Source organism: Microbacterium sp. SORGH_AS_0454 (genome assembly GCF_031453395.1).
GTDB lineage: Bacteria > Actinomycetota > Actinomycetes > Actinomycetales > Microbacteriaceae > Microbacterium.
Genome location: NZ_JAVIYS010000001.1, coordinates 1,251,855 through 1,277,386, shown reverse-complemented (window position 1 = coordinate 1,277,386; position 25,532 = coordinate 1,251,855). Strand labels below are relative to the sequence as shown.

Below are 25,532 nucleotides of genomic sequence, written 5' to 3'. Positions count from 1 at the left end.
CTGAGGACATGCCCCAAAGTTCGTCGCTGCTCATCGATCTGGCAGGCGTCTCGCGCCTGGCAGGCGTGCGGCGACCCGTGGCATCGATGTGGCGAACGCGGTTCAATAACGGGCCCGACGCGTTTCCGCCACCTGTCTCTGAAGAGGACGGGCGTCCGCAGTTCTCAGCGCCCGACGTGGCCGAGTGGCTAGCGCGCACCGACCACGGCAACAACCCGCACGCTGAAGCTGATCTTGCTAGCGTGGCCGCACCTCGAGGTTTCTTGTTCTCAAACGCGCAGGCCGTCGCCGAGTTGGAAGCCCTCGTTGCGCTGTCCCATCTCGCGGGCGATCTCGATAAATGTACGAGCGCGGACCTCACGCGATTTGCTCGCGAAGTCGACCCTTCAGACGCCTTTCTGCGCCGTGAGATCGAAGATCACGCTCGACGAGGTTCACCCTGGGTCGACTACGTCCTGAACCTCACCGATGCCGTCTATTCGCCGTCGGCGGCGATGCAGTTGATCGCTGATCGTTCGGCATCAGCGGGCCGCGCGAGCGCATCGGCGGGAGCACTCGCACCGGAGGTGGCGGCCCTGGTCGTTGAGATGGTTCGGATGCTTGCGCAGACAGACAGTGTTGTGAGGCTGGACCCCGATGATGCGTCCCTCTCGTCGATGCTTGCCCAGAAGCTCGGCGACGGCGTAAGCCTTTCCCTCCCGCCCGATGCGCCTGCTCGCCGGCTCAGACGTCGCCTTCGTGTAGACGGACTTCTGCTCAGCGCCGACGCGGCAAACCCAGCGGTGGTCGTTGCGCGTGTACCAGTGGCTCGAGGTGCCGACGTTTCCTCGATGCTTCACACCACGGAGGAAGTCGCCCTGTCGCTGCGGTCTGTGGACTCAGCGGTGGTGATCGGGCCCTCGCGCGCGCTCGTCGACGAACTTCCGCGGCCCGAGGAGCGCGAACGCGCGGATATTCTGCGGTCGGGGTGGGTCCGAGGCATCGTGCGACTGGGCAAGGGGTTGGTGCCCAGCGCCTCACGCGAGTCGCTCTCCCTATGGGTTATGGGTAACCCAGCGGGCGCTCCCGCGATTCCCGACAGGTTTACGGCAACGGCGGATTTGTCCGCGATGTCCCTCACTCCCGCGGCCCGCTCCGACATAGTCTCCGACATCGCGGCCGCGATGGGTGCCGCGCGCGATGTGCAAGCGCGCCAGTTCCGGTTTGCTGGATTGGTACCGACCACGTCTCTGCAGGCACGAAGTGAGTCTCTCGTGTCGTCTTCGGCGCGGAAAGCGAAGAAAAGCCCCTCGACAGGGGCCGAGGTCGCCGCGCGCTTAGACATCATCGGCAGCTCCATCCAGGCTGACTTCGATCCGGTCGAGATCGACCCGTCGCCCCATAATGTTCTGCGGCCGGCGCCGGTCTCTGACCTCATCCGCGATCGGCATCTGCGGGTGGTCTCGGGAACACGTGTGAAGAGCGAGCTGATCGGGTCAGATGGCCTGGTGGTCGTGCGCGTGTCCGACCTCGATGATCCGTCGGCTATTGGCGGTGCACGAATCGATCAGCTCGTATTCGCCTCGGAGCATCCCCGGGCGTCACTCACTCAACCGGGTGACATCGTGTTTCGCACGAGCCCGACCGCAGCTGCGTGGGTCGATAGGGATGGATCGAAGGTAGTCGCATATCCCGCTCGGGTCCTGCGCATCAACAAGAAGGATCCCGGAGGGCTTGTCTCCGAGGTGGTCACTGCGGACATACTCGATGCGATGACGGGCCCCGGGGCGTGGAAGCGATGGAGCCTGCGTCGCGTTGACCATCGGAGCGCAGCTCCCCTTGCGCGGGCTCTCAACGCCATCGCCGAAGCCCGCGCCGATCTCGAGGGGTCGCTCTGCTCGCCTCGATGAGTACGCCACACTGCTCGTCACCGCCGCAACGTCCGGGGCGGTTGCCCTGGTTGACGCGTCGAATGACAGAAACGCCTGAACAGAGAAGATTGGACTCGCATGCCCCGCACCCCGAAAGCCGCGCCCCAGGTGCCGTCGACGATGAAGGAGCTGAAGGACACGCTCTGGAAAGCCGCCGACAAACTGCGCGGATCGATGGATGCCTCGCAGTACAAGGACGTGATCCTCGGACTGGTGTTCCTCAAGTACGTGTCAGATGCCTTCGACGAGCGCCGCGCGTCCATCCGCGCCGAACTCCTCGCCGAGTCGTACGACGAAGAGCAGATCGCCGAGCTCATCGACGACACCGACGAATACACCGGTCGTGGCGTGTTCTGGGTGCCGGCCCAGGCCCGGTGGGGCTTCCTCGCCGAGCGGGCTAAGGGCTCCGGGCCGTCGATGAACGCTCCCGAGAAATCGATTGGCGCGTTGATCGATGAAGCAATGGACGCCGTGATGCAGGCGAACCCGCAGCTGAATGGAACACTGCCGCGCATCTTCAACCGCGACAGCGTCGACCAGCGGCGCCTTGGCGAACTCGTCGACCTCTTCAACTCGGCGCGTTTCGCCGCCCAGGGCCAAGGTGGCTCGGACGGCCGCCGCGCACGTGACCTGCTGGGCGAGGTCTACGAGTACTTCCTCGAGAAGTTCGCCGCAGCTGAGGGCAAGCGCGGCGGCGAGTTCTACACGCCGGCCGGCGTCGTGCGGGTGCTCGTCGAGCTGCTACAGCCGACGCACGGTCGCGTGTACGACCCGTGCTGCGGTTCGGGCGGCATGTTCGTGCAGGCCGAAAAGTTCATCGACGCGCACCACGGCGAGGGCAGCGACATCTCGGTCTACGGCCAGGAGCTGAACGAGCGCACGTGGCGCATGGCGAAGATGAACCTCGCGATCCACGGACTCACGGGTCAGCTGGGGTCCCGCTGGGGCGACACCTTCGCACGCGATCTGCACCCTGACCTCGAGGCCGACTTCGTCATGGCCAACCCGCCCTTCAACATCAAGGACTGGTCACGCAGCGAAGACGACCCGCGCTGGCGCTACGGCGTGCCGCCCGCGGGCAACGCGAACTACGCGTGGATCCAGCACATCCTGTCGAAGCTCGCGCCCCGCGGCCAGGCGGGCGTCGTGATGGCGAACGGCTCGATGTCGTCGAACTCCGGCGGCGAGGGACGCATCCGCGCCGAGATCGTCGAGGCCGACCTCGTGTCGTGCATGGTCGCCCTGCCCACGCAGCTCTTCCGCTCGACGGGCATCCCGGTGTGCGTGTGGTTCTTCGCGAAGGACAAGGGCGCGCGCGCCGGTGAGGTGCTCTTCATCGACGCGCGCAACCTCGGTCACATGGTCGACCGCGCCGAGCGCGCCCTGAGCGACGACGACATCGCGAGGATCGCCGGCACCTTCCACGCCTGGCGCGGAATCGAATCGGATGCCGCTCTCGACGAGTACGAAAACGTTCCGGGCTTCTGCTACTCGGCGACGCTCGCCGAGGTCAAGGCCGCCGACTACGCCCTGACCCCCGGCCGCTACGTCGGTGCCGCGGAACTCGAGGACGACGGCGAGCCGATCGAGGAGAAGCTCGCCCGGCTGCGCGCGGAGCTCGAGGCGCAGTTCGCGGAGTCCGCGCGGCTGGCGGAGGTCGTGCGCGAGCAGTTGGGGCGTGTCGATGTCTGAGCCGTTTGCTCACGGCATCCTTCAAGACCTCGTCGACGGCGAAAGCGGCATCAAGAGTGGCCCTTTCGGGACGTCTTTGAGTGCTTCGGAGTATGGGCGCGAGGGAGTACCGGTCATATCGGTCGGTGAAGTCGGCTACGGGGAGTTCCGCGTGCGCCCCGAAACGCCCCGCGTTGATGCCACGGTAACAAGCCGACTCGGCGATTACGTACTGCGCAAAGGAGACATCGTCTTCGGCAGGAAGGGCGCGGTCGACCGCAGTGCCTGGGTCTCCGATGATCAGGCGGGATGGTTCCTAGGCTCGGACGGGCTAAGGGTTCGCGTCAGGTCGGGCGTCGACTCTCGGTTTGTCTCATTTCAGCTTCGCGCGCCGAGCTCGCGAAGCTGGCTGCTTCAACATGCTGGCGGTTCGACACTTCTTTCTCTGAACCAGACCACACTTGGGCGCGTCCCCATGTTGATTCCCTCTCTTGCTGAGCAGCGAGGGATCGCTGAAGTGCTGGGCGCCCTCGACGACAAGATCGCCGCGAACACCAGGGCGGCGGGTGCGGCAGAAGCGGTACTGCGTGCGGAAATCGATCTGACGTGGTTGACCCGTGACGATCGCTCAGCAAGTATCGCTGATTACCTCGAACTGAACCCTTCGGTGCCTATGCCGCAAGCGGATTCAGCCATCTACATCGACATGAAGCGCCTGCCCGAATCCGGTTGGTCGATCGATGGCTTTGATATGCGCCGCCCGAAAGGCGGAGCCCGGTTCCTCAATGGAGATACGCTGCTCGCGCGAATCACACCCTGTCTCGAGAACAGGAAGACTGGATACGTGGACCAACTCGAGAGAGGCCAGGTGGCGGTTGGGTCGACCGAGTTCATCGTCCTGAGGTCGCGCCCAGGCGTGGCGGCGCCGCTGTCGTTCCTGCTAGCCACCGCGCCCAGGTTCCGAGACTTCGCAATCCAGCACATGGTCGGGACGTCCGGTCGCCAGCGCGTGGCAGCTTCTGACCTAGCCGAATATCGGATCCCAAAGCCTGATCCCGCGTGGCTGCAGGATTTCGGCGACCGTGCGATTCGTCTGTTTGAGACGGTCGCGTCTCAAACAAGGGAAAGCCGCACCCTCGCCGCGACTCGCGACGCGCTCCTCCCCCAGCTCATGTCGGGGAAGCTCCGGGTGCGCGACGCCGAGGCGATCGCCGCGGACGCCGGAGCCTGAGGAACGGAAAGCCGGTATGTTCGCACCATTGCACCGCTGCACGAATCTGGGGGGATTCGCCGCATGACCGCTTCAACCAACGCGACGCCGGGGGCCGCGAGGTCGCCCCGGCCCGCAAGCCGGACGCCCCTGTGGGCGAAGATTCTCCTCGTCCTCATGATCTTGGTCGCCATCGCCGCCGCTGCGGTGGGCGGCATCGCCGTCGGAAAATTCTTCGGAGCCCAGGAATCCCGCGACACACAGGTCATTCGATCCATCAAGGGCGAAGAACAGGTCATTCTCCTCACCGCAGGGATGACCGACGTCAAGGAAGAGAAGGCCGACGGCCTGAAGCTCGCCATCGGTGATCTTCAGCTCTTCACGCTTCCGGGCACGGAACGCTCGCTGCTGGTGCGGTACGAGTACGACGCCAAGTTCGGCATCGAAGGCAAAGACGTGGACATCCAGTCGACCGGAAACGACTCGTACCTCGTGAAGATCCCGAAGTTCATCTATCTCGGATACGCGAATCCTGTTCTGAGCGTGGCAGGCGAGAAGAACGGCGCTCTGAGCTGGACGACCCCTGAGATCGACAAGAGTGCAGTCTTCGAGCAGATCCTCACGGATCAGGTCGTGAACGAGCACATCGACGGCTTCCGTCCCGTTCTCCAGGAGCAGGCGGAGACGTTCTACACCCGCATCGTGCACGCGATCGATCCAGCCATCCAGCTGAAGTTCGAGTTCACGTCATGACTAGCGCGAAGCATCAGCAGGAGGGCTCTAGGAGATGAGCGAAGAATCGACCGATGTCGGCACGGACATACGCATGAACGCGGCGAGCGGAGCGCTTCAACCGACAGTGGGCAGCGCCCTCCCGAGCGATTTTCAAGATCGCGTGTTTCGAGCGATCGCGGTGCAGCGACCTGCGGCGACCGCATACATCAAGGAAATCCGACGGAAGAAGCCTGAGGCGACGCCCGCTGAGGTCATGAAGACCATCGAGTCCCAGTACGTGGCCACGACGACAGCAGCGAGCGCGGCCATCGGCGCTTCGGCGTCCATCCCCGGTGTCGGGGTTCCCGTCGCGATCGGTCTGGGCGTCGGTGACCTCATCTTCTTCTATGAAACGACCGCGCTCTTCGCCCTCTGCATGGCGGAGCTGCGCGGCATCCCGGTGGACGATCCGGATCGTGCGAAGGCCATCGTCCTTGGCTCGCTGCTCGGCGAGAAGAAGCGCAACAAGGTGACCAGCCTCGTTCTCTCCGCGCTCCCGGCGGGAGCGACAGTCGCTGCGGGCCGGACGGCAGCGACAGCGGTTGCGAGCGGCGCCTCGTCGAGATGGGGCGACCTCATCGCCGAGCAGATCCCCGAGTCGGCTCTCGTCCCGGTAACGATGGTGCTGGCGCGAGAGGCAGCCGCCAAGGGCGCCGTGATGGGAACGGTGAGGATCAGCTCGAAGGCGATCCCGGTGATCGGCGCCGCTGCGGGCGCCGCCACCAGCTTCTATTTCGGCAGCAGTGTCGTGAAGTCATGTCGAACCGGCTTCTCGGAACCGATGGAATCGTGGCCCGAGTGGCTCGAGCTCACGGACGCTGACGGTGACGGCGTTCCCGACCCGTCCAAGGCGGTACTGGCGATGCGGGCGGCCTCCGAGTCCGCCAAGGACTTCGGTGAGAACGTGTGGGGCAAAGTCGTGGATGCAACCGAGGTTTTCCGCAGCGTAGACATCGACGGTGATGGCATCCCGGATGAGGCGCGCGCCGTGACCGCGACGAAGAACGCGGCGAAGGCGGTCGGAGACGCCACGGGGACGGCGGCGCGCGCCGTGGGAGATGCCACTGGGATGGCCGCGAAGGCCGTCGGCGGGGCGGCAACCGGAACCGCGAACGCGGTGGTCGGGCTGTTCAAGCGCTCCAAGCGGGTGGATCAGAGCGTGGGACCGATCGAAGGTTCCACGCTGCCTGACCAGGAGAAGTCCACGACATGAGCTTGCTTGACGAATCCGCCTGGGAGCAGGACGCAATCGAGCGGCTTTCCGAACCGCTGGGCTGGCGGCCGGTGCGTGGGGAAGAGATCGCGCCCGGAAGCGGCGAGCGCGACACGTGGGACGACCCCCTCATCCGCCCGCGCCTGCTGGAGGCTCTGCGGCGCCTGAATCCTGGAATCCCGGCCGAGTACCTCCGTCAGGCGGTTGCCGAGATCGCGTCCCCGAAGTCGCAGGACGCGCTGACGGAGAACTACCGCATCCACCAGTACCTGGTGGGCGGGTATCCGCTCAGCTACATCGACACGGACGGTCGCGAGCAGAACCCGCGCCTCCGTCTGCTGGGCTCCGACCCGTCGGAGAACGACTGGCTCGCCGTCAACCAGGTCACGGCGCGGCAGGGCGAAGCGCACCGCCGTTTCGACATCGTGCTCTACGTCAACGGCATGCCGCTCAGCATCGTCGAGCTGAAGCGCGCGGGCGCTCAATCCGCCGGGGTCGCGGACGCGCACGACCAGCTACGCACGTACCTGCGCGAGTTCCCGATGGCCTTCCGCTTCTGCGTGCTCACGCTCGCCAGCGACGGACTGGATGCCAAGTACGGCACCCCCTTCACCCCGCTGAACCACTTCGCCCCGTGGAACGTCGATGATGACGGAATCCCGCTGCTTCAACCGCGGGTCGAGAACGGCGTCTCGGTCGAGCCGATCGACGACGCGCTCGACGGACTGTTCAACCAGGAGCGGTTCCTGCAGCTCGTGCGGAACTTTACGGCGTTCGACGAGAACGCCGACGGTCTGGCCAAGCGCATTGCCAAACCGCACCAGTACTTCGCCGTGACCAAGGCCGTCGGCCGAACGGTGCAGGCGGTGGAGACGAACGGCAAGGCCGGCGTCGTCTGGCACACGCAAGGTTCGGGCAAGTCCATGGAGATGGAGCTGTACACCAACCAGGTGTCGCGGCACCGGAAACTCCGCAATCCCACGGTGATCGTCGTGACCGACCGCACCGAGCTCGACGGACAGCTCTTCCAGACGTTCGCGCAGAGCCTGCTGCTCCCCGAGAAGCCGGTCCAGGTGCGCGAGCGCGCCCAGCTGCGCGACGAACTGCGCAACCGCAACACCGGCGGCATCTACTTCACCACGCTGCAGAAGTTCGGGCTCACCGAGGCCGAGAAGCTCTCGGGTACCGCGCACCCGCTCCTGACGGAACGCCGCAACGTGATCGTGGTCGTGGACGAGGCGCACCGGAGTCACTACGACGACCTCGACGGCTACGCGCGCCACCTGCGCGACGCCCTCCCGCACGCGACGCTCATCGCCTTCACGGGCACGCCGATCTCGTTCACCGAGCGCAATACGCAGGCGGTGTTCGGCGACTACATCGACATCTACGACCTGTCCCGCGCCGTCGACGACGGCGCGACCGTCCCCGTCTACTTTGAGCCCCGATTGGTGAAGGTCGCTTTCGCCGAAGGCGCCAGCCAGGACGACATCGATCGCGCCGCGGACGAATACACGGTCGGCCTGGACGACACCGAACGCGCCCGGCTCGAGGCATCCGTCGCCGTTGTCAACGCCGTGTACGGCGCGCCTGAACGGATCGACACCCTCGCGGCCGACATCGTGCAGCACTGGGAAGAGCGCCGTGAACGGATGAAGCCGTTCATCGAGTCGCCGGGGAAGGCAATGATCGTCGGCGGCACGCGCGAGATCTGCGCACGGCTTTACTCGGCGATCGTCGCGCTCCGCCCGGACTGGCATTCCTCCGCCCTCGACTCCGGGCGTATCAAGGTGGTGTACTCGGGTTCGGCGATGGACCAGCCCCCGGTGAGCGATCACGTCCGGCGTGAGTCCGAGAACAAGGCCATCAAGGCCCGGCTGAAGGATGCCGACGACGAACTCGAGCTCGTGATCGTCAAGGACATGATGCTCACGGGTTTCGATGCGCCCCCGCTGCACACCCTTTACCTCGACCGCCCGCTCAAGGGCGCCCTGCTGATGCAGACCCTGGCACGCGTGAACCGGACGTTCCGTGGCAAGGAGGATGGCCTCCTGGTCGCGTACGCGCCGCTCGCCGAGAACCTGGCGAACGCCCTCGCGGAGTACACGAGCTCGGACCAGGAGAACCGGCCCATCGGTCGCGGCATCGAGGAAGCCGTGACGATCGCGACTGAACTGGTGACGCAGATCCGGGAAATGCTCGTGGGCTGCGACTGGCGTGCGACTGTGACGCGCGGTGGTCCCCGCGCATGGCGGACAGCCGCCACGACGACGACGAACTACCTGCGAGACTCCGCGAACCCCTTGAACGCTCCCGACCTCGAGAACGAGCGGCTCTCGGTTCGGTACCGCAGTGCGACGGGCCAGCTGGCACGAGCGTGGGCGCTGGCATCCGGTCACGAAGGACTCGCCGAGATCCACCAGGAGATCGCCTTCTACGAAGAAGTCCGCGTGTGGATGGCGAAGTTCGACGCAAGGGACCGACAGGCACGCGACGAGCCGGTTCCCGAGGAGATCTCGAGACTGCTCAGCGGGTTGGTCGCCGAGGCGATAGCTCCCGGCGAAGTGCTTGATATCTACGATGCCGCGGGGTTGCCCCGGCTATCGCTCGACAACCTCGGACCAGAATTCCTGGCTCGGGCGCAGGCGGCCCCGAATCCCCATCTCGCGATCGAGGCCCTTCGCGCTTCTCTCGTGGATGCCGGAGCGACCGCGACGCGCGGCAACCTCGTCCGCCAGCGCGCTTTCTCGGAGCGCATCGCCGAGATCATGAACCGCTACACAAACCAGCAGCTGACCGCCGCCGAGGTGATCGCCGAACTCATCGCGATGGCCAAAGACGTCGCGGCGGAGGCCGCTCGCGGTGAGACCTTCACGCCGCCGCTGTCGAGCGATGAGCTCGCTTTCTACGACGCCGTGTCGACGAACGAATCGGCCGTCGATGTGCAGGGCGAGGATGTGCTCGCCCAGATCGCTCGCGAGCTCGTCGCCGTGATGCGTCGAGACGTACGGACGGACTGGACGGTGCGCGACGACGTCCGGGCCAAGCTGCGCTCGTCCATCAAACGCCTGCTGGTGAAGTACAAGTACCCGCCCGACAAGCAGCCGGAGGCGATCAAGTTGGTCATGGACCAGATGGAGTCGATGGCCTCGCGGTACGCGGATGATCGCCAATCGCGGAGCGCTCCTCAGCCCAGCTGACGGGGTCAGCTGGGCGCGCCGCTGAATCGCCGTACACACGACAGATGGGATTCCACTGATGGAGACCTTCAAGCGAACACCGCTGCAGCTGTTCAACCTGCCGCAGCAGTTCTTCATCCCCCTCTTCCAGCGACCCTACGTGTGGCGGGAGGAAGAGCAGTGGGCTCCTTTGTGGAGTGATATTCGCAGGGTGGCTGAGCGACGAATCGATGACCTGCGATCAACGGTCACTCACTTCCTCGGAGCGGTCGTTCTGCAGAGCAATCAGGCCCGGGTCGGTCGGTTGACGACGTGGAACGTCATTGACGGTCAGCAACGGTTGACGACGTTGCAGATTCTCGCGGATGCCACTTCGGCAGTCCTCGCGGACGCTGGCGACATGCGACTCGCTGCACAGCTTGAGCGGCTCACGCACAACGACGACATCTTCGTGGAAGAGGGCGGCAGTCGCCTCAAGGTGCGTCACCTGAACAAGGACAGAGTAGCGTTCGATGAGGTGATGACGGCGGAACCGCCGGTCGACCACCGCAGCCTCGTCCATCACGAATCGCAGATCGTTCTCGCGCACGCTTACTTTTCACGCGTTGTCGAACAGTGGCTCGGAGCCGCCGACTCCGAAGGTTTCTCCGTCAAGGCAAAGGCACTTGTGACGGTACTGGTCGACGGCCTGCAGTTGGTGTCGATTGAGCTGGAGTCATACGAGAATTCGCAGGAGATTTTCGAGACCCTCAATGCCCGCGGCACCCCGTTGACCGCGGCCGACCTGGTGCGCAACTTCGTGTTCCAGCTGTTGGCGGAGCAGGGCGACGACATGGCGAAGGCCTACGAGGAGGACTGGCCTTTTGAGACCAAGTTCTGGTCAAAGGAGGTGAGTGTCGGCCGCAACCTGCTGAGTCGTAGCTCCCTGTTCTTGAATCAGTGGCTCGTCGCACGTATAGGAGAGGACGTCAGCCCGCAGTCGACCTTCACCCGCTTCAAGTCATACGTGGAGCTGGAGAGCGTGGTGTCGATGGTCGAACTACTGCGAGTCATCAAGGTGCAGGCCGCGCAGTACGAGTCTTGGACGGAGGCCGCGGGCCGGCCAGGTGGAAGCCTGACCCGCACGGAGATGGCGGTCTACCGAATGCAGGCGGCAGGTGTGGAGGTGCTGAAGCCCCTGCTCATCTGGTTGCACGAACCGAGCCGAGCGCTGTCGGAGAAGACGATCGACGCGATCATCAACGCCGCAGAGAGCTGGATGGTCCGCCGCCAACTCCTGCGCCTGACAGGAAGCGATCTTGGGCGCATCGTCACCGATGTCATCGCGGCCAACTCTGAGGCAACCGAGGCCGAGCTCATTGATCGCGTTGTGAGCCAGCTCGCGCGACTCAACGTCACGAGTACCTACTGGCCGGGCGATGAGGAGATCCGCCAGACGCTCGCCACGGAGTCCGCGTACACGCGGTTCCAGCGCGGACGGCTTCGGATGATCCTCGAGGCGGCGGAAGACGAGTATCGCCGAGCGACGGGTCAGCCGCAGATCGAGCGGATGGGCTATCCGATCGAACATCTCTTGCCCCGAACGTGGGCGGAAACCTGGCCTGTCGACGGCCGGGATGAGGCTGAAGAGCGTCAGGCTCACGTGCATCGCTTAGGCAACCTCACGCTGTTGACTCGCTCCCTCAATTCGAAGGTGTCGAACAGTGCTTGGCCGACGAAGCGGTCCGCCTTGCAGGATCACAACACCATCACGCTCACCGGCCGGGTCATCAAGCGAACCGAGACCGAGCCCTGGGACGAAGAGCTCATTGATGAGCGGACAAGCGAACTCATCGAGACCCTCCTGCGGGTTTGGCCGGTTCCGGAGGGGCATCACGGAAAGGTGGTAGACCCGCAGACGAAAGCTGGCGACTGGGTCGAGCTCCGGCACTTGATCGAAGGCGGGATGCTTGCCGTAGGCGAGAGCATCGTCGCGACGCACCGCGACTTTAAAGGGCGCGAAGCGACGATCACTGCGGACGGCGCGATCCTGCTTGACGGCAAGCGCTACACATCGCCGTCCGCAGCGGGATCTGCGCTCCGCCGAAGCGCGACCAATGGCTGGTACTTCTGGGCCGTCCGTGACGGGCGTCGCCTCCGAGATGTGCGCGCGGAGTTCCAGAACTCGATGCCGGTGGATGTCAGCTGACCACGGGCCGTTCTGGCTGGCGGTGTACGGAACGGGCCCCGCGCAACCTGGTCGCGCGAGGCTTTGGCATCCCAGATCACGGGCTGCCCACCGGGTTACTCCGCGTCAACCGACACACTCCACGTCACCCCAAACCGATCCGTCAACATCCCGAACCCCGCACTCCACGCCGAAGCCGCCAGCGGCTCGACGACCGTGGCATCCACCGCCAGAGCGTCCCAATAGCCCTGCAGCTCCTCGAGGGTGGGGCTGCTGATCGAGACGAACAGCGACTGGTCGGTGACCGTCGTGTTGTTCTCGCGGTGGGTGGAGCCGGGGGCGGCGATGCCGGCCTCGGTGCGGCCGGGGATGTCGTAGCCCATCAGGCGGAAGCCGTTCTCGGCGGCGACGAGGCCGAAGACGACCTTGTCGGATCCTGGGGTCTCGGCTGGCATCCCGAAATCGGCGTAGGTGTTGACGACGAGGTGCCCGCCGAAGACGGACTGGTAGAACGCGAGCGCCTCGCGGGCGTCGCCGCGGAAGTTCAGGTGGGTGGTGGTCTGCACGGACATGTCTGCTCCTCGATGAATAGGCCGGGATCGGCTCGTGAGATCACGTTCGCATCCGTATAGGTCGGTTTCTGTCCTAGACCGCGACTACCGTCGGATACATGGCCACGACGTCGCGATTGCTCACCCTGCTGTCGCTCCTTCAGGCGCGGCGGGACTGGCCGGGGTCGGTGTTGGCCTCGCGGCTGGACGTCAGCGATCGCACGGTGCGGCGCGACATCGATCGTCTGCGTGAGATGGGCTACCGGATCGAGACGACGATGGGCCCCGACGGGGGATACCGCCTCGACGCGGGCGCGGAGATGCCACCGCTGCTGTTCGACGACGATCAGGCGCTCGCGGTCGCGCTCGCTCTGCGCGCGGCTCCCGCGTTGGGTGCGGACATCGGCGAGGCGGCGGTGCGCGCTCTCGCGACGATGCGGCAGGTGCTTCCGTCGCGGCTGCGGCACCGGCTGGAAGCGGTCGAGGTGACGACGGTGGGCCGCCCGGGGGAAGCACCGGTTGCTGCTGTTCCGCTCGACGTGCTGCTGACGCTGGCGCAGGCGGTGCGCGACCGGGTCACCCTGCGCTTCGACTACATGCCGAGGGGCGAGGGAGAGGCTCAGCCTCGGCGGATCGAGCCGCACCACCTCGTGACCTCGGATGGCCGGTGGTACCTGCTCGGGTGGGATCTCGAGCGGGAGGACTGGCGGCTCTTCTCGGCGGATCGCGTGCGACCCCGGGTGCCGCGTGGGGCACCGTTCGTACCGCGGGTCGTGCCGGACGGGGACGTGGACTCGTTCGTGTCCGCGCGGTTCAAGGGGTCGGATACGAATGAGTGGCCCTGTCGCGGGACGGTGCTGTTGCATGCGCAGGTGCGCGACGTGCTGCCGTTCGCGGGCGACGGCACGGTCACCGCTGTCGACGACGAGCGCTGCACCCTCGAGGTGGGGTCGTGGTCGTGGGGCGCGCTCGCCGCGTCGTTCGGGAGGTTCGAGGTGGCGATGGAGGTCGTCGAGCCGCCGGAGTTAGCGGAGGCGTTCGAGGTGCAGGCGGCGCGCTTCGCCGCGGCGGGCTCTTCCGCGGGGGAGCCCCGGCGAGGGAGCTAGCGGCGTGGACCAGCCCCTCCGCTGCCGAGTGTGCCGCGGCGAGTCACCGGTCGGCATAGCGACAAGCGCATCAACCGATAACGTGATCCCGACTTCCGCACGGTGCGCATGGCTACACCGACTTGTCGGCGGGCACCTTGCGCGGGCAGATGCGCAGCACTGCTCTGGGTGCTCGGGCCCGAGCTGGCGGCAAATCCGGTGTCGGCAATACGAACCGAAACGTCTCGAATTCAGTAGTGAGCCTCGCCAGGCCCTGCCGTTAGCCTCAGCTATGGCCGACACGAAGCAGACAAAGACCATCGGCGAGCATTACGCGGCAGCCGAACTGGCCCGCCGCGGTTGGGCTCCCGCATTGACTCGGGATGGACTCGAGCGAACCGACATCTTGGCCGTCATGGCTGAAGGCGCGGGTCGCCGACTGGTCGAAATACAGGTCAAGACCGCGCGCGGCGAGAAGGCGGAGCGCGTCAGCTGGCCGCTGGGCAACAAGTCACAGGCCCCCAGTGCCCACGGACGAGAGTACTTCGTCCTGGTAGCCGTCCCTTTGGACCATTCCGTTAGGCTGCGCAGCTTCGTGGTTCCACGTATACACGTAGCTGCAGCAGCTTGGATTGCGCACATGAATTGGTTGACCGATCCGGGCGCGGCCATCGGAAAGCGCAACGCGCCGGTCGACCGATCGAGGGTCGGCGTGGACACGTTCATTAGGTACGAAGATCGTTGGGACCTGCTCGAGCTCGACCAGGCGGACGCGCCGGTCCTGTTGCCCCCGATCTACCGGAATTATGCACTCTTGCCGAGGGTAGGACTACGGGAAGACCACGAGTGGCAACGAGCATTGCCGGAATGGTGAAGGTCACGAGCATGTCGAACGCATCGACGCCTCCTGGCGGAGAAGAAGGGGATCGGCGGACAGCATGACCCAGCCCCTCCGCTACGCCATAAACGTCACTCTCGACGGCTGCGTTCACCACGAAGCGGGCCTGCCGCCGGACGCTGAGTCCATGGCGTTCTGGACGGACGAACTGCGCCGCTCCGACACCCTCCTCTACGGTCGCGTCACCTACGAGCTCATGGAGGGCGCGTGGCGCCGACTGGAATCGGGGGAGTGGCCGGACTGGATGGATGCCAGTGAGGTCGCGTTCTCGGAGGTGATGGATCCGATGCGGAAGGTCGTGGCATCCGGGACTCTCGACAGCGTCGGCTGGAACGCCCAACCGATGCGGGGCGATGTCGTTGAGGCTGTTCGGCGGCTCAAGGATGAACCCGGGCGAGGGATCTCGGTTGGTGGCGTGAGGCTGCCGGCGACGCTCGCGGCGCACGGGCTCATCGATGAGTACACGTTCGTCGTTCATCCGGTGATTGCGGGGCGGGGGCCTCGGCTGCTCGATGGCGTCGACCTGAGGCTCGAGCTGGTCGAGCGGCGAGAGTTCCGGTCGGGCGCCGTCGTGCAAAGGTTCCGGCTGGCGGAGCAAGATTGAGCATCGAGGAGAGGAGAGGGTTCGCATGCGATGGGTGAGCTTCACTGACCGTTATGGGGCGCAGGAACACGATGACGTCCCGCTCCGGACCGGCAACATCATCACCGTGACGAAGGGCTGAGATGCAAGTCACCTACGACGCCGAAGCGGACGCCGCGTACATCACGATCGCCGACGACATCGCTGAGGGAGCGGCAACTCAACAGCTGCATTCCATCGCGACGCCGGGAGGCGTCGGCGAGATCATCCTTGACTTCGACGATGACAACCGCCTGATCGGCCTCGAAGTACTCAACGCCCGCCTTGTCCTCCCGGAGAACGTGATCAGAACCGCGAAGGACCCCGCCTAGCTGCAGCACCCAGTCAGGTGACGGTGCGAGAGCGGTATCTCGTCAGCGGGGTACCGCTCTCGCACGCGTCGGCTGCATCGCCCTGCGGTCTGTGGCTATCGTCGTTCCGTGAAGCGAGTGTGGATCGTCTACAGGGGCGACGACGAGGTGGAGATCCTCGGTGTCTTCTTGGACCAAGACGAGGCGACGAGGTACGCGCAGACCCTCGCTGAGACGCGGTACGAGGGGGAACGGATCTGGACCGGCGGCTACCCCGTGCCGTACCGCATCACCGACGACCTCTCGCGCTGAGCAGCGGGAGAATGCGCGACCGGGGGGCAGCCGAGGGACACGGCGGGGCGAGCGTCTGAATCAGCGCGCGGGCCGGAAGCGGCGAATGGTGCCCAGCTGTCCCAGATCGAAGCGGCGCAGCACCGCGGCCGCCCTTTGAGACACGAGAAGGTCCGCTTCGCCTTCGATGTGTGAGAAGTCGTCGACGCCGAAGGTGCCCGTCACGTCAAAGCAGACGAGGTCGGGGAGCTGCTTGCCCTCGAACGCCCCGAGCTCCTGCATCTGCGGGTCGAACGACAGGCTGAATTCGCGCTCGCGGAGACCGCGCAGTGGACGCAGCTGGTCGGCGAGCGGGGGCGTTGCGAAGTAGATGCCGTACGTCGTGGTGAAGTCGGGGATGGGCAGCTCGTAGAGCGTCAGGTCGATGCGGCGGAACGGCTTGAGGCCGTGCCGGAGAGAAGCCGGGTCGTGGTCGAGCTCGACATCGTCCCCGAAGCCGAAGGGCACTTCGAGCGAGACGACGTAGGAGCGCGGGCCAAGCAGACGCATCACGCTCGCACCAGACCACCGGATTGAGCGCGTCGGCCGCGGATCCCCATGCGGTCAGGCTAACGGAGAGGCGTTCGCGGTGGACATGCGAACGGGGCGGCGTCACTTTCGCGACGTCGCCCCGTTGGCATCCGGAAATCAGGCCTGCAGGAACGGGTAATCCGTGTACCCGCGCTCGCCGCCGCCGTAGACGGAGGCCTGGTCGACCTCGTTCTCGTCGGCGCCCTGCTCCCACCGGGTGACGAGGTCGGGGTTCGCGATCGCGGGGCGGCCCACGGCGACGAGGTCGGCGATGTCGTCCTCAACGACCGAGACGGCCTCATCACGCGTGGTCACGCGCGAGAAGCCGCTGTTGATGATGAAGGTGCCACCGAACGCGCGCCGCAGATCCTGGATCAGCTCGCCGGCAGGGTCGGCGTGCAGCACGCTCAGGTAGGCGAGGCCCAGGGGAGCGAGGCCCGCCACGAGCGCCTCGTACGTGGCGCGGGTCTCGGCGTCATCCTTCTCCCACACGTCCTGGATGTTGTGCGCGGGCGAGATGCGGATGCCGACACGCGTGGCCCCGACCTCGGCCACGACGGCCTGCGCGACCTCGACGACGAAGCGGGCGCGGGCCTCGGGCGATCCGCCGTAGCCGTCGGTGCGCTGGTTCGAGGCGGGGGAGAGGAACTCGTGCAGCAGGTAGCCGTTGGCGCTGTGCAGCTCGACGCCGTCGAAGCCGGCATCCACGGCCTTGCGGGCGGCGGCGACGAACTCGTCGCGGACCGTTTCGAGCTCGGCGGTCTCGAGCGCGTGCGGGGTGGCGTAGGCGACCTTGGTGCCGTCGGCCAGGCGGGTCTCGCCGTCGATCGCGATCGCCGAGGGGGCGACGATGCGGTCGGTGCCGGTGATCTCGGGGTGCGTGACGCGTCCGCCGTTCATGAGCTGCATGAAGACGGTGCCGCCCTCGGCGTGCACGGCGTCAGCGACCTTGGCCCAGCCCGCGGCCTGAGCGTCGGTCACGATGCCCGGCTGACCCGGGTACGCGCGCGACTCGGCGCTCGGGAAGACACCCTCGGTGACCAGCAGGCCGATGCCGGCGCGCTGCGCGTAGTACTTCGCGACGATCGGACCGGGAACTCCGTCGGCGCCGGCGCGCAGGCGGGTCATCGGGGCGAGCGACACGCGGTTGCGGACGCCGATCTCTCCGACGGTGGTGGGGGCGAACAGGCTCATGGGTGTCCTTTCGAGGGGGAACAGGGCCGTGCCTCGTAACCCGACGGGCGCAGCGGATATTCCACATGCGCAGGGGGACGGCGTGTCGGGCGGCGGGCTCGAGGTTTCACGGAGGGTTTCGACAGGATCGGGGCATGAACTCGACGACCCCGAAGAAGCGATGATGGCGCGCGCTCCGTGGGACCGGCCCGGTGAATCAGCGGCCACTCGACGGCTCCGCATCGCGATGTTCTTCAGCGCGGTCGTGCTCGTCGTGGCCGTCGTCGCAATCCTCGTGTACTTCGTCGTGCGGTCGGCGGGGATCGCGGGGCTCTGACGCCCGAGCGAGGTCGAGCAAGCCCCCGCGCGTCCGGGGGCGCCGCCCTACGATGGGGCTCCACCACCCACCGGAGGACCCCGCGATGACCGAGAACCCCCTCGCCCACCGGCTCGACTACGACCTCGATGCTCTCGACGACGGCGCGCTGGCGGCATCCCCCCTCGATCTCTTCCGACGGTGGCTGGCCGAGGCGGCCGATCAGCCCGAGCCGAACGCGATGGTCGTCTCGACGGTGGATGCCACGGGTGCACCGACCTCGCGAACGGTTCTGCTGCGCGGCATCGACGATGACGGAGCGCTCGTCTTCTTCACCAACCGGCAGTCGCGGAAGGGCCGCGCGCTCGCCGCGAACCCCGCGGTGTCGATCCTGTTTCCCTGGTACGCGCTGCAACGCCAGGTGATCGTTCTCGGGACGGCGACGCCCCTGCCCGCCGAGCGGGATGACGCGTACTTCGCGTCGCGGCCGCGCGGCTCGCAGCTGTCGGCGTGGGCGAGCCACCAGTCGGAGTCCGTGGCATCCCGAGCCGCTCTCGAAGAGCAGATGGCCGAGGTCACCGCCCGGTTCGCAGACGACGCGGTCGTGCCGCGGCCTCCGCACTGGGGCGGGTATCGGGTGGAGCCGCGGGAGATCGAGTTCTGGCAGGGGCGGCAGTCGCGGCTGCATGACCGGGTCGTGTTCGCGCGGGACGGGGACGGGTGGGTGGGGGAGCGGCGGCAGCCGTGACGCATGCGCGCCCGGCCTCTACACGCACGTTGACCCGTGTGCAGCCGGGTTGTGTAGCCGCGGCTGGAGAGCGACAGTGAGGCATGAGCACACGACAGAGCCCCCGGTGATCGACGACAGACGCCGCGAGGTCGGCGAATCCGACGAGGTCGTCGAGGACGAGCTCGCCGAGTCGTTCGACGCCACCGTCTCCGAAGGCGCGGAACGCCTGCAGAGACCCTGGCGCATCGTGCTGATCACCGGGTTCTTCGGCGGACTCGAGGTGGGCCTCGGCGTCGCCGCCTATCTCGCGGTGCTCCACCAGACGGGCGATCACCTGTTGGCGGGTGTCGCGTTCAGTATCGGACTCATCGCCCTGCTCCTCGCGCACAGCGAGCTGTTCACCGAGAACTTCCTGATGCCCATCGCCGCGCTGGTCGCCCGCGAGGGAACGGTCGGGCAACTCGCCCGGCTCTGGGGCGGCACCCTCGTGGCGAACCTGGCCGGCGGGTGGGTCTTCATGTGGCTGCTGACCACCGCGTTCCCGCAATGGAACGACACCCTCGCCGAAGCCGCGCTCCACTACGTCGAGGCTCCGTTCGGGCTGCAGAGCATCGTGCTGGCCGTGCTGGGCGGAAGCACCATCACGCTCATGACGCGGATGCAGCAGGGCACCGACTCCGAGCCCGCCAAGATCGTCGCCACCGTCATCGGAGGGTTTCTTCTCGCCGGCCTGCAGCTGTTCCACTCGATCCTGGACTCGCTGCTCATCTTCGGGGCGATCCAATCCGGCGCCGACATCACCTACCTGCAGTGGCTGGGATGGTTCGGGTACACCCTGCTGTTCAACGTGCTCGGCGGAATGCTGTTGGTCACGGCGCTGCGTCTGCTGCGGACGAAGGAGCTGTTCCAGCAGCGCAGGTCGAACTGATCCCTCTCGCGCAAGGGGCACCCCTCGCGGCGCCCGCAACGGGCCTCGCCCCGTAGATTCGATCCATCCCGCAGCCGCGGGTCGCGCAGTGAGTCACCGGGGGTAAGCCACACCATGGCGAAGAAGAACGCCGACACACCCGACCTCGATCAGAAGGCCTTCATCGAGGCGAGCTCCGAGGCGAAGTCGCGCTACGGCCGGTTCAACCTCGCGATCGTCGGCGCCTCGGGCGTGGGCAAGTCCTCCCTCGTCAACGCCGTCTTCGGGCGCGACTGGGCGAAGGTGGGGCGCGGCCTGCCGGTCACCCGTGGCGTGCACTTCTACAGCGACGACTCGCTCGGCATCTGGGACGTCGAGGGGTTCGAGATCGGCTCGCCCATCCCGCCCGACCAGCAGCTGCGCAACCACCTCGATGCGATCGCCGCCCACCCCGGCGACCACCAGATCTCGGTCGTCTGGTACTGCGTGAAGGCCAACGACGACCGCCTCACCCCGGCCGACATCGCCATGATCCGCGAGCTCGACGCGCGGGGGCTGCCCGTGATCCTCGTGCTGACGAAGGTCGACTGGATCAAGAACCCGATCACCGGGCACCAGAGCGTCGCGAAAGACGTCGAGGCGTTCGTCGACTGGCTCAACGACCCCGTCGACGCGAACACCGGCGAACGGCTGCGGATCCCCTACCGGCAGGTCATCCTCACCTCGACCCGGGACAAGCACGGGAAGGGGAAGGGGCACGGCCTCGGTGACCTTGTCACGCAGACCCTCGAGCTCGCCCCCGAGCGCGACAAGGACGCCTTTCGCATCGCACAGCGCCTCAACCTCCCGTGGAAGCGCGAGATGGCGCGCCCGATCATCGCCGCGGCGGCCGCAGCGGCTGCGGGAGCGGCATCCGTTCCGCTTCCTGTCTCGGATGCTGTCACGCTGGCGCCGATCCAGCTCACGATGATGGGACGCATCGCCGCGATCTACGACCTCGAGGTCAAGACGATGCTCTCGGCCGGAGCGCTCGCGCAGTTCGGCGTGCAGGTCGCCGGTCGTGCGCTCGCGACGAGCTTCCTCAAGCTGATCCCCGGCGCCGGCATCGTGGTGAACGCCGCGGTGGCGGGCGCGTTGACCGCGGCGACCGGCGAGAGCTGGCTGAAGATCTGCGAACTGCTGCACACCGGCAAGATCGACGTGCGCAAGCTGGATCAGGAGTGGGCGAAGTACGCGCCGAACTTCATGGACGTGGCGAAGAAGCTGCTCGAGCGGCGCGTCACGAAGCGCTGAGCCACACCCGCTGCACCCGCCAGTCCGCGTCCCACGCGACGAGGTCAGCGCGCATGCCGGGCTCGAGCAGCCCGCGCGAGGAGTCGCCCAATGCCGCAGCGGGCACCGCGGTCGCCGCCCCCACGGCATCCGAGGCGCTCAGGCCGAGGTCGACGACAGCCGTGCGCACCGCGAGATCGAGCGTCAGCGTGGACCCCGCGATGGTGACGCCGTCGTCGAGCAGCGCGCGGCCGTCGGTGACGCGTACGTCGAGCTCACCCAGTCGGTACGCGCCATCGTGGTGGGCGGCGGCGGCCATGGCATCCGTGATCAAAGCCACCCGCTGCGGCGCCGCGGTCAGCAGCAGGCGCGCGACCGAGGGGTGCACGTGCACGCCGTCGAGGATCAGCTCGAGCGTCACGCGGTCGTCTTCGAGCGCGGCGGGCACGGGACCGGGGTGGCGGTGGCCGATGGCGGGCATCGCGTTCAGCGCGTGGGTAAGGAGGGTGGCACCGCGCGAGAAGGCCTCGCGCGTGAGGCCGTAGTCGGCCTCGGTGTGACCGATCGCCACGCGGATGCCGCGGGCGACGAGCTCCGTGATCGCGTCGAGCGCCCCGGGGAGTTCGGGGGCGAGGGTGACCTGGCGGATCAGGCCGGGCTCGGCATCTCGCACCAGTTCGAGGAACCGCGCGTCGGGCGAAGCGAGCGCGCCGGGGTCGTGCGCTCCGCGTCGGGCGGGCGACAGGCAGGGCCCCTCGAGGTGTACCCCCAGAATCCCGGGATCGGACCGGCGCGCGATCTCGACGGCGGAGAGCTGCCGACGCAGAACGTCGAGCGGAGACGAGACCAGGCTGACCAGGGTCGCCGTCGTGCCGTGGCCGCGGTGGGCGGCGACGCCGGCGGTGATGGCATCCGCTCCGTCGTCGAAGGCGTGCCCGCCGCCCCCGTGCACGTGCAGGTCGATCAGGCCGGGGGTCAGGATCGCCCCGCCCAGGTCGATGCGCTCGGCGACATTCGGAGCGGGCCCCGTGCCCACCTCGACGATCAGGCCGTCACGCACCCGCACCCAGGCGTCGGGCAGGTCGCGCCGAGCGTCGACCACCCGAGCGCCGGTGAACAGCACGTCGGCGTTCATGTCGTGGCGATCTCGCGGTGGTCCCAGGCGAAGCGGTAGTAGTCGCGATGCTCGAGCTGCGAGGCGGCGGCCTCGTCGACGATCACCACAGCCCGGCGGTGCAGCTGAATGGCGGATGCCGGACACGACGAGGTCAGCGGACCCTCGGCCGCCGCGGCGACGGCGGGGGCCTTCGACTCGCCGAACGCGAGCAGGACGAGCACTCCCGCGTCGAGGATCGTGCCGATGCCCTGGGTGAGGCAGTGCGTGGGCACGTCGTCGATGCTGTCGAAGAACCGCGCGTTATCGGCGCGGGTCGCGGGCGTGAGCGCCTTGAGACGGGTGCGCGACGCGAGCGACGAGCCCGGCTCGTTGAACCCGATGTGCCCCGTGCGGCCGATGCCGAGGATCTGCAGGTCGATCCCGCCCGCCGCGGCGATAGCGGCTTCGTAGCGGTCGCCGGCCTCGGCCAGTGGACCGTCGTCGTCTCCGGGTACCCGCACGAGCGCGGGGTCGAGTCCGAGCGGGCCGACGATGTCGCGGTCGACCACGGCGCGATAGCTCTCGGGGTGCCCGGCGGGCAGGCCCACGTACTCGTCGAGCGCGAAGCCGCGCACGGCAGAGAGGTCGAGTGAACGCTCGGCCAGGGCCGCCCACACCGGGAGGGGCGTCGAACCGGTCGCCAGTCCCAACGTCGGGTCGACGCGGCGACCCAGCGCGGCGACGATCAGGTCGGCGGCGATGCGGCCGGCATCCGCCTGGTCTTTCACGATCGCGATCTCGGTCACGCGCGGGTCTCCGTTTCGAGGGGGGTCGGCTCAGCCAGGATGACAGGCGCGGTCCACGAGCGGACGACCTCGGGTCGCTGCGCCGCCTCGAAGGCCAGCATCGCGGCTCCGATCCGGCCGGCGTGCGTGCCGAGGGCGGCGGTCGTCAGGCGCGGGGCCTCGCGCCACGCGAGAGCCGCAGACAGACGCTCGCGGAGGGGCTCGAGAAACGCGTCACCGGCCTGCGCGACGCCGCCGCCGAGCACGATCACCTCGGGATCGACCAGCAGCGTGAGGGTCGCGAGCCCGGTGGCCAGGGCGTCGAGCCCCTCCGACCAGACGCGTGCGGCGACGGGATCCGTGTCGATGCGGGCGATGATAGCCGCGGCATCCGGAGCCTCTCCGTCGGACACCGGGGCGCTCGCCGCGTACCGCCGGGCCAGCCCCGCGCCCGAGAAGTACACCTCGAGGCAGCCGCGCTGCCCGCACGCGCAGAGCTCGCCGCCCGGCACGACCGGGATGTGCCCCAGTTCTCCGGCCCCCGAGATGGCCCCCTCGACCGCGCGGCCGTCGGAGGTGAGGGATGCCGCGACCCCGGTGCCGATCGCGGCGAAGACGACGTTGCGCGACCCGGCGGCGGCGCCGTAGGCCCGTTCGGCCGCACCGGCCGCCCGCACATCGTGGTCGACCGCGACGGGGAGCCCCGTGGCATCCGACAGGAGCCGGGCGAGGGGGACGTCGGTCCATCCGAGCGTCGAGGCGTAACGGACGGTGCCGGTGGCGCTGTCGATGAGACCGGGGCTGACGACACCCGCCCCCACGACCGAGCGGCCCAGGCTCTCGGCTCCCGCGATGAGATCGTTGAGGAGCTCGGCGATGCGCGTGACCGTCGCGGCTCCCGAGCCGCCGGTCGCGACGCGGGAGCTCTGCAGCACGTGCCCGTCGATGTCGACGAGGGCGCCCTTGGCGGAGGTGCCGCCGATGTCGACCGCGATCACGGCCGGGTGCGACGCGAGGGTGTTCGCAGACACGGCGAGGACCGTCTCGCGGATCGCGGACTCGTCGGTGACGAGGTGCCCGCGGCCGGACTCGACCTGCGCGCGCAGGTGCACCTCGCGGGCGCCGGTGCGCTCGAGCAGCGCCGCCACGTTGTGGGCCCGGACCGAACCGCCGACGAGCACCGCCGGCATCCGGGTGCCCTCCGACCGCGCGCGGAGCCCGGCGAGCACGTCGGCTCCCTCGCGGGCCGTGGCCTTGCCGCCCGAGGTGAGCACGCGGACGACGCCGTGGTGGGCGAGGGTGTCGTAGGCGTCGAACAGGTCGGCGGTGTCGTCGAAAGCCTTGTGGAAGGTGATCGGTACCTCGCCAGCCGCCGCGCGGATCGCATCGAGTGCCTGTTCATCGACGTGCCCGTCGGCGGTGAGTGCCCCGAAGACGATGCCCACGGGCACGCTGCTGGTCCGAGCGAGGACGGCGATGGCGCGCGCGTCCGTCTGCATCACGCGCAGCTCGTCGGCGGAGTACACGAAATCTCCGCCGCGCGAACGGACCATGACCTGCACGCCCACACGCTGCACCGAGGCGAGGACCGACTCGATCATCCCGAAGCTGGGGGTGGTGCCGCCCTCGAGCAGGTCGGCGCAGAGTTCGACGCGGTCGGCGCCCGCGCGCTCGGCGGCGAGCACCCCCGCGAGATCGTCGACACAGATCTCCACGAGGGCGCGGGCGCCCGCGGGGGACTTCTCGACGAGGGATGCCGGGCCTGCGGCGGTCGTCACGGTGCCGTGTCCGCAGCGATCGAGGCGTCGAGCCAGGCGCGGACGTCGCCGCCGACCTGGATCGACCCGACGGGAACGCCGCCACCGAGGATCGGCAGGTCGACGAGGTCGCCCGCGCTCGAGATGTCGGCGCCGAGCGCTTCGAGGACGGTCAAGGCGACAAGGGTCGTCGCGCGGGGGTTGCCGTCGAGGATCTTCATCGACACCGCCGCACCGTCGGCAGTGGCCATGCCGATCACGCCCTCGGCGCCGCCCTTCGACAGCAGCCCCGGCACCCGCAGCATGGCGTCGGTGTTGGCGTGGTGGTCCCCGCCGACGAAACGGGGGAAGGAGCGCATGGCATCCGCCACCCTCCGCTCCGGCGTGCCGGGGGCAGCCATCACGAGAGCACGGAAGATGCGGGCGATGCCCAGCGGCGAGACGCTGAACAGCGGAGCGCCGCACCCGTCGACGGCGTCGTACGCGACCGTCTCGCCCGAGAGGCGCTCGAGCGTCGACCGCACGAGCTGCTGCAGGGGGTGCGAGGGGTCGAGGTAGGTCGCGGTGTCCCACCCGTTGACCGCGCACGCGAGGAGCATCGCGGCGTGCTTGCCGGAGCAGTTCATGCGCACACGTGAGCGCTGCTCGCCGTCGCGGATGAGGCGTTCGCGCGTGGGCTCGTCTTCGGGCCAGTCGACCGGGCACGCGAGGGCGCTCTCGTCGAGGCCCGCACGGGTCAGCAGGTCGCGAACGACGTCGACGTGCACGTCTTCGCCGGTGTGGCTGCCCGCGGCGATGGCGAGATCGGCGCCGTCGATGTCCGCACCGGCGAGCAGGCAGGCGAGGGCCTGCACGGGCTTGACCGTGGAGCGGGGCAGGATCTGCTCACCGCTTCCGGTCTGCCAGGCCACCGATCCGTCGGCCGCCAGGGCCGCGATCGACCCGAGGTGGCGGCTCTCGACGACACCCGAACGGATGACGACGGCGAGGTCGGCCAGCGGGGAGGGGACGGGGGGAAGGGACGTCATGGGTGGTTCTTTCGAT

At 67.7% G+C, this 25,532-nt stretch carries 23 protein-coding genes; 16 read left to right on the top strand and 7 right to left on the bottom strand.

The annotated features are described in order from the left end of the window. Positions 1-8: 8 nt before the first annotated feature. The 7 genes from QE454_RS05885 to QE454_RS05855 all read left to right on the top strand — a co-directional run bounded on the left by QE454_RS05885 (position 9) and on the right by QE454_RS05855 (position 12,145). A complete protein-coding gene (locus QE454_RS05885; protein WP_309668551.1) occupies positions 9-1,889 on the top strand; it encodes a hypothetical protein in 1,881 nt (626 codons plus the stop codon). A 99-nt stretch (positions 1,890-1,988) separates the two neighbouring features. Beyond that, a complete protein-coding gene (locus QE454_RS05880; protein WP_307457060.1) occupies positions 1,989-3,602 on the top strand; it encodes a class I SAM-dependent DNA methyltransferase in 1,614 nt (537 codons plus the stop codon). Further along, a complete protein-coding gene (locus QE454_RS05875) occupies positions 3,595-4,812 on the top strand; it encodes a restriction endonuclease subunit S (RefSeq protein WP_307461146.1) in 1,218 nt (405 codons plus the stop codon). Before QE454_RS05880 ends, QE454_RS05875 begins: the two co-directional genes overlap by 8 nt. Positions 4,813-4,968: 156 nt before the next feature. Next, positions 4,969-5,544 (top strand): hypothetical protein, encoded by a 576-nt coding sequence (locus QE454_RS05870; RefSeq protein ID WP_307457064.1) that lies wholly within the window; start codon positions 4,969-4,971, stop codon positions 5,542-5,544. Positions 5,545-5,779: 235 nt separating this feature from the next. Next, positions 5,780-6,778 (top strand): hypothetical protein, encoded by a 999-nt coding sequence (locus QE454_RS05865; protein WP_307457067.1) that lies wholly within the window; start codon positions 5,780-5,782, stop codon positions 6,776-6,778. Further along, on the top strand, positions 6,775-9,978 hold the full coding sequence (locus QE454_RS05860; protein ID WP_307457071.1) for a type I restriction endonuclease subunit R: 3,204 nt from the start codon (positions 6,775-6,777) through the stop codon (positions 9,976-9,978). The genes QE454_RS05865 and QE454_RS05860 overlap by 4 nt, the downstream gene beginning before the upstream one ends. A gap of 58 nt (positions 9,979-10,036) precedes the next feature. Continuing rightward, on the top strand, positions 10,037-12,145 hold the full coding sequence (locus tag QE454_RS05855) for a DUF262 domain-containing protein (protein ID WP_307457074.1): 2,109 nt from the start codon (positions 10,037-10,039) through the stop codon (positions 12,143-12,145). 95 nt (positions 12,146-12,240) lie between these two features. On the opposite strand, the gene QE454_RS05850 is transcribed toward QE454_RS05855, so the two are convergent. Beyond that, a complete protein-coding gene (locus QE454_RS05850; RefSeq protein WP_307457078.1) occupies positions 12,241-12,696 on the bottom strand; it encodes a VOC family protein in 456 nt (151 codons plus the stop codon). Positions 12,697-12,794: 98 nt separating this feature from the next. Here QE454_RS05850 and QE454_RS05845 point away from each other — a divergent pair, with 98 nt between their 5' ends. From QE454_RS05845 to QE454_RS05825, 5 genes are all read left to right on the top strand, one after another. Continuing rightward, on the top strand, positions 12,795-13,781 hold the full coding sequence (locus tag QE454_RS05845) for a YafY family protein (protein ID WP_307457082.1): 987 nt from the start codon (positions 12,795-12,797) through the stop codon (positions 13,779-13,781). A gap of 271 nt (positions 13,782-14,052) precedes the next feature. Next, positions 14,053-14,634 (top strand): hypothetical protein, encoded by a 582-nt coding sequence (locus QE454_RS05840; protein ID WP_307457086.1) that lies wholly within the window; start codon positions 14,053-14,055, stop codon positions 14,632-14,634. Between the two features lie 64 nt (positions 14,635-14,698). Next, entirely contained in the window at positions 14,699-15,262 is a 564-nt protein-coding gene (locus tag QE454_RS05835) for a dihydrofolate reductase family protein (RefSeq protein ID WP_307457091.1), read from the top strand. Between the two features lie 122 nt (positions 15,263-15,384). Next, entirely contained in the window at positions 15,385-15,612 is a 228-nt protein-coding gene (locus tag QE454_RS05830) for a DUF2283 domain-containing protein (protein WP_307457094.1), read from the top strand. Between the two features lie 108 nt (positions 15,613-15,720). After that, on the top strand, positions 15,721-15,903 hold the full coding sequence (locus tag QE454_RS05825) for a hypothetical protein (RefSeq protein ID WP_307457097.1): 183 nt from the start codon (positions 15,721-15,723) through the stop codon (positions 15,901-15,903). A 60-nt stretch (positions 15,904-15,963) separates the two neighbouring features. On the opposite strand, the gene QE454_RS05820 is transcribed toward QE454_RS05825, so the two are convergent. Beyond that, a complete protein-coding gene (locus QE454_RS05820) occupies positions 15,964-16,434 on the bottom strand; it encodes a hypothetical protein (RefSeq protein WP_307457099.1) in 471 nt (156 codons plus the stop codon). Positions 16,435-16,569: 135 nt separating this feature from the next. Next, positions 16,570-17,646 carry an alkene reductase gene (locus QE454_RS05815; protein ID WP_307457102.1) on the bottom strand — a complete coding sequence of 359 codons (1,077 nt, stop codon included), beginning with the start codon at positions 17,644-17,646 and terminating at the stop codon, positions 16,570-16,572. 163 nt (positions 17,647-17,809) lie between these two features. Between QE454_RS05815 and QE454_RS05810 the strand changes: the two genes are divergently transcribed. From QE454_RS05810 to QE454_RS05795, 4 genes are all read left to right on the top strand, one after another. Next, positions 17,810-17,962, top strand: a complete 153-nt coding sequence (locus tag QE454_RS05810) for a hypothetical protein (protein ID WP_307313951.1) — start codon at positions 17,810-17,812, stop codon at positions 17,960-17,962. Positions 17,963-18,047: 85 nt separating this feature from the next. Then, the gene (pdxH, locus tag QE454_RS05805) at positions 18,048-18,689 is read left to right on the top strand and encodes a pyridoxamine 5'-phosphate oxidase (protein WP_307457105.1); all 642 of its coding nucleotides are present in this window, start codon (positions 18,048-18,050) and stop codon (positions 18,687-18,689) included. A gap of 106 nt (positions 18,690-18,795) precedes the next feature. Beyond that, positions 18,796-19,599, top strand: a complete 804-nt coding sequence (locus QE454_RS05800) for a formate/nitrite transporter family protein (protein WP_307457108.1) — start codon at positions 18,796-18,798, stop codon at positions 19,597-19,599. Positions 19,600-19,713: 114 nt separating this feature from the next. Next, on the top strand, positions 19,714-20,871 hold the full coding sequence (locus QE454_RS05795; protein WP_210075419.1) for a GTPase: 1,158 nt from the start codon (positions 19,714-19,716) through the stop codon (positions 20,869-20,871). Here QE454_RS05795 and nagA read toward each other — a convergent pair. From nagA to QE454_RS05775, 4 genes are read right to left on the bottom strand one after another with little or no spacing between them, the layout of a single operon-like run. Next, positions 20,858-21,985 (bottom strand): N-acetylglucosamine-6-phosphate deacetylase, encoded by a 1,128-nt coding sequence (nagA, locus tag QE454_RS05790; protein WP_307457114.1) that lies wholly within the window; start codon positions 21,983-21,985, stop codon positions 20,858-20,860. The two genes, QE454_RS05795 and nagA, sit on opposite strands and share 14 nt — an antisense overlap. Then, positions 21,982-22,752, bottom strand: coding sequence for a glucosamine-6-phosphate deaminase (locus QE454_RS05785; protein ID WP_307457117.1), 771 nt, complete (start codon positions 22,750-22,752; stop codon positions 21,982-21,984). Before QE454_RS05785 ends, nagA begins: the two co-directional genes overlap by 4 nt. Continuing rightward, a complete protein-coding gene (locus tag QE454_RS05780; protein WP_309668550.1) occupies positions 22,749-24,509 on the bottom strand; it encodes a copper homeostasis protein CutC in 1,761 nt (586 codons plus the stop codon). Before QE454_RS05780 ends, QE454_RS05785 begins: the two co-directional genes overlap by 4 nt. Further along, entirely contained in the window at positions 24,506-25,516 is a 1,011-nt protein-coding gene (locus QE454_RS05775) for an asparaginase (protein ID WP_307457123.1), read from the bottom strand. The genes QE454_RS05780 and QE454_RS05775 overlap by 4 nt, the downstream gene beginning before the upstream one ends. Positions 25,517-25,532: the final 16 nt, after the last annotated feature.

What these genes read in the sequence shown, in the direction of transcription:
- QE454_RS05885 (WP_309668551.1), top strand. Translation starts at nt 9, where the DNA reads ATGCCCCAAAGTTCGTCGCTGCTCATCGATCTGGCAGGCGTCTCGCGC.
- QE454_RS05880 (WP_307457060.1), top strand. Translation starts at nt 1,989, where the DNA reads ATGCCCCGCACCCCGAAAGCCGCGCCCCAGGTGCCGTCGACGATGAAG.
- QE454_RS05875 (WP_307461146.1), top strand. Translation starts at nt 3,595, where the DNA reads ATGTCTGAGCCGTTTGCTCACGGCATCCTTCAAGACCTCGTCGACGGC.
- QE454_RS05870 (WP_307457064.1), top strand. Translation starts at nt 4,969, where the DNA reads ATGATCTTGGTCGCCATCGCCGCCGCTGCGGTGGGCGGCATCGCCGTC.
- QE454_RS05865 (WP_307457067.1), top strand. Translation starts at nt 5,780, where the DNA reads ATGAAGACCATCGAGTCCCAGTACGTGGCCACGACGACAGCAGCGAGC.
- QE454_RS05860 (WP_307457071.1), top strand. Translation starts at nt 6,775, where the DNA reads ATGAGCTTGCTTGACGAATCCGCCTGGGAGCAGGACGCAATCGAGCGG.
- QE454_RS05855 (WP_307457074.1), top strand. Translation starts at nt 10,037, where the DNA reads ATGGAGACCTTCAAGCGAACACCGCTGCAGCTGTTCAACCTGCCGCAG.
- QE454_RS05850 (WP_307457078.1), bottom strand. Translation starts at nt 12,696, where the DNA reads ATGTCCGTGCAGACCACCACCCACCTGAACTTCCGCGGCGACGCCCGC.
- QE454_RS05845 (WP_307457082.1), top strand. Translation starts at nt 12,795, where the DNA reads ATGGCCACGACGTCGCGATTGCTCACCCTGCTGTCGCTCCTTCAGGCG.
- QE454_RS05840 (WP_307457086.1), top strand. Translation starts at nt 14,053, where the DNA reads ATGGCCGACACGAAGCAGACAAAGACCATCGGCGAGCATTACGCGGCA.
- QE454_RS05835 (WP_307457091.1), top strand. Translation starts at nt 14,699, where the DNA reads ATGACCCAGCCCCTCCGCTACGCCATAAACGTCACTCTCGACGGCTGC.
- QE454_RS05830 (WP_307457094.1), top strand. Translation starts at nt 15,385, where the DNA reads ATGCAAGTCACCTACGACGCCGAAGCGGACGCCGCGTACATCACGATC.
- QE454_RS05815 (WP_307457102.1), bottom strand. Translation starts at nt 17,646, where the DNA reads ATGAGCCTGTTCGCCCCCACCACCGTCGGAGAGATCGGCGTCCGCAAC.
- QE454_RS05810 (WP_307313951.1), top strand. Translation starts at nt 17,810, where the DNA reads ATGGCGCGCGCTCCGTGGGACCGGCCCGGTGAATCAGCGGCCACTCGA.
- pdxH (WP_307457105.1), top strand. Translation starts at nt 18,048, where the DNA reads ATGACCGAGAACCCCCTCGCCCACCGGCTCGACTACGACCTCGATGCT.
- QE454_RS05795 (WP_210075419.1), top strand. Translation starts at nt 19,714, where the DNA reads ATGGCGAAGAAGAACGCCGACACACCCGACCTCGATCAGAAGGCCTTC.
- nagA (WP_307457114.1), bottom strand. Translation starts at nt 21,985, where the DNA reads ATGAACGCCGACGTGCTGTTCACCGGCGCTCGGGTGGTCGACGCTCGG.
- QE454_RS05775 (WP_307457123.1), bottom strand. Translation starts at nt 25,516, where the DNA reads ATGACGTCCCTTCCCCCCGTCCCCTCCCCGCTGGCCGACCTCGCCGTC.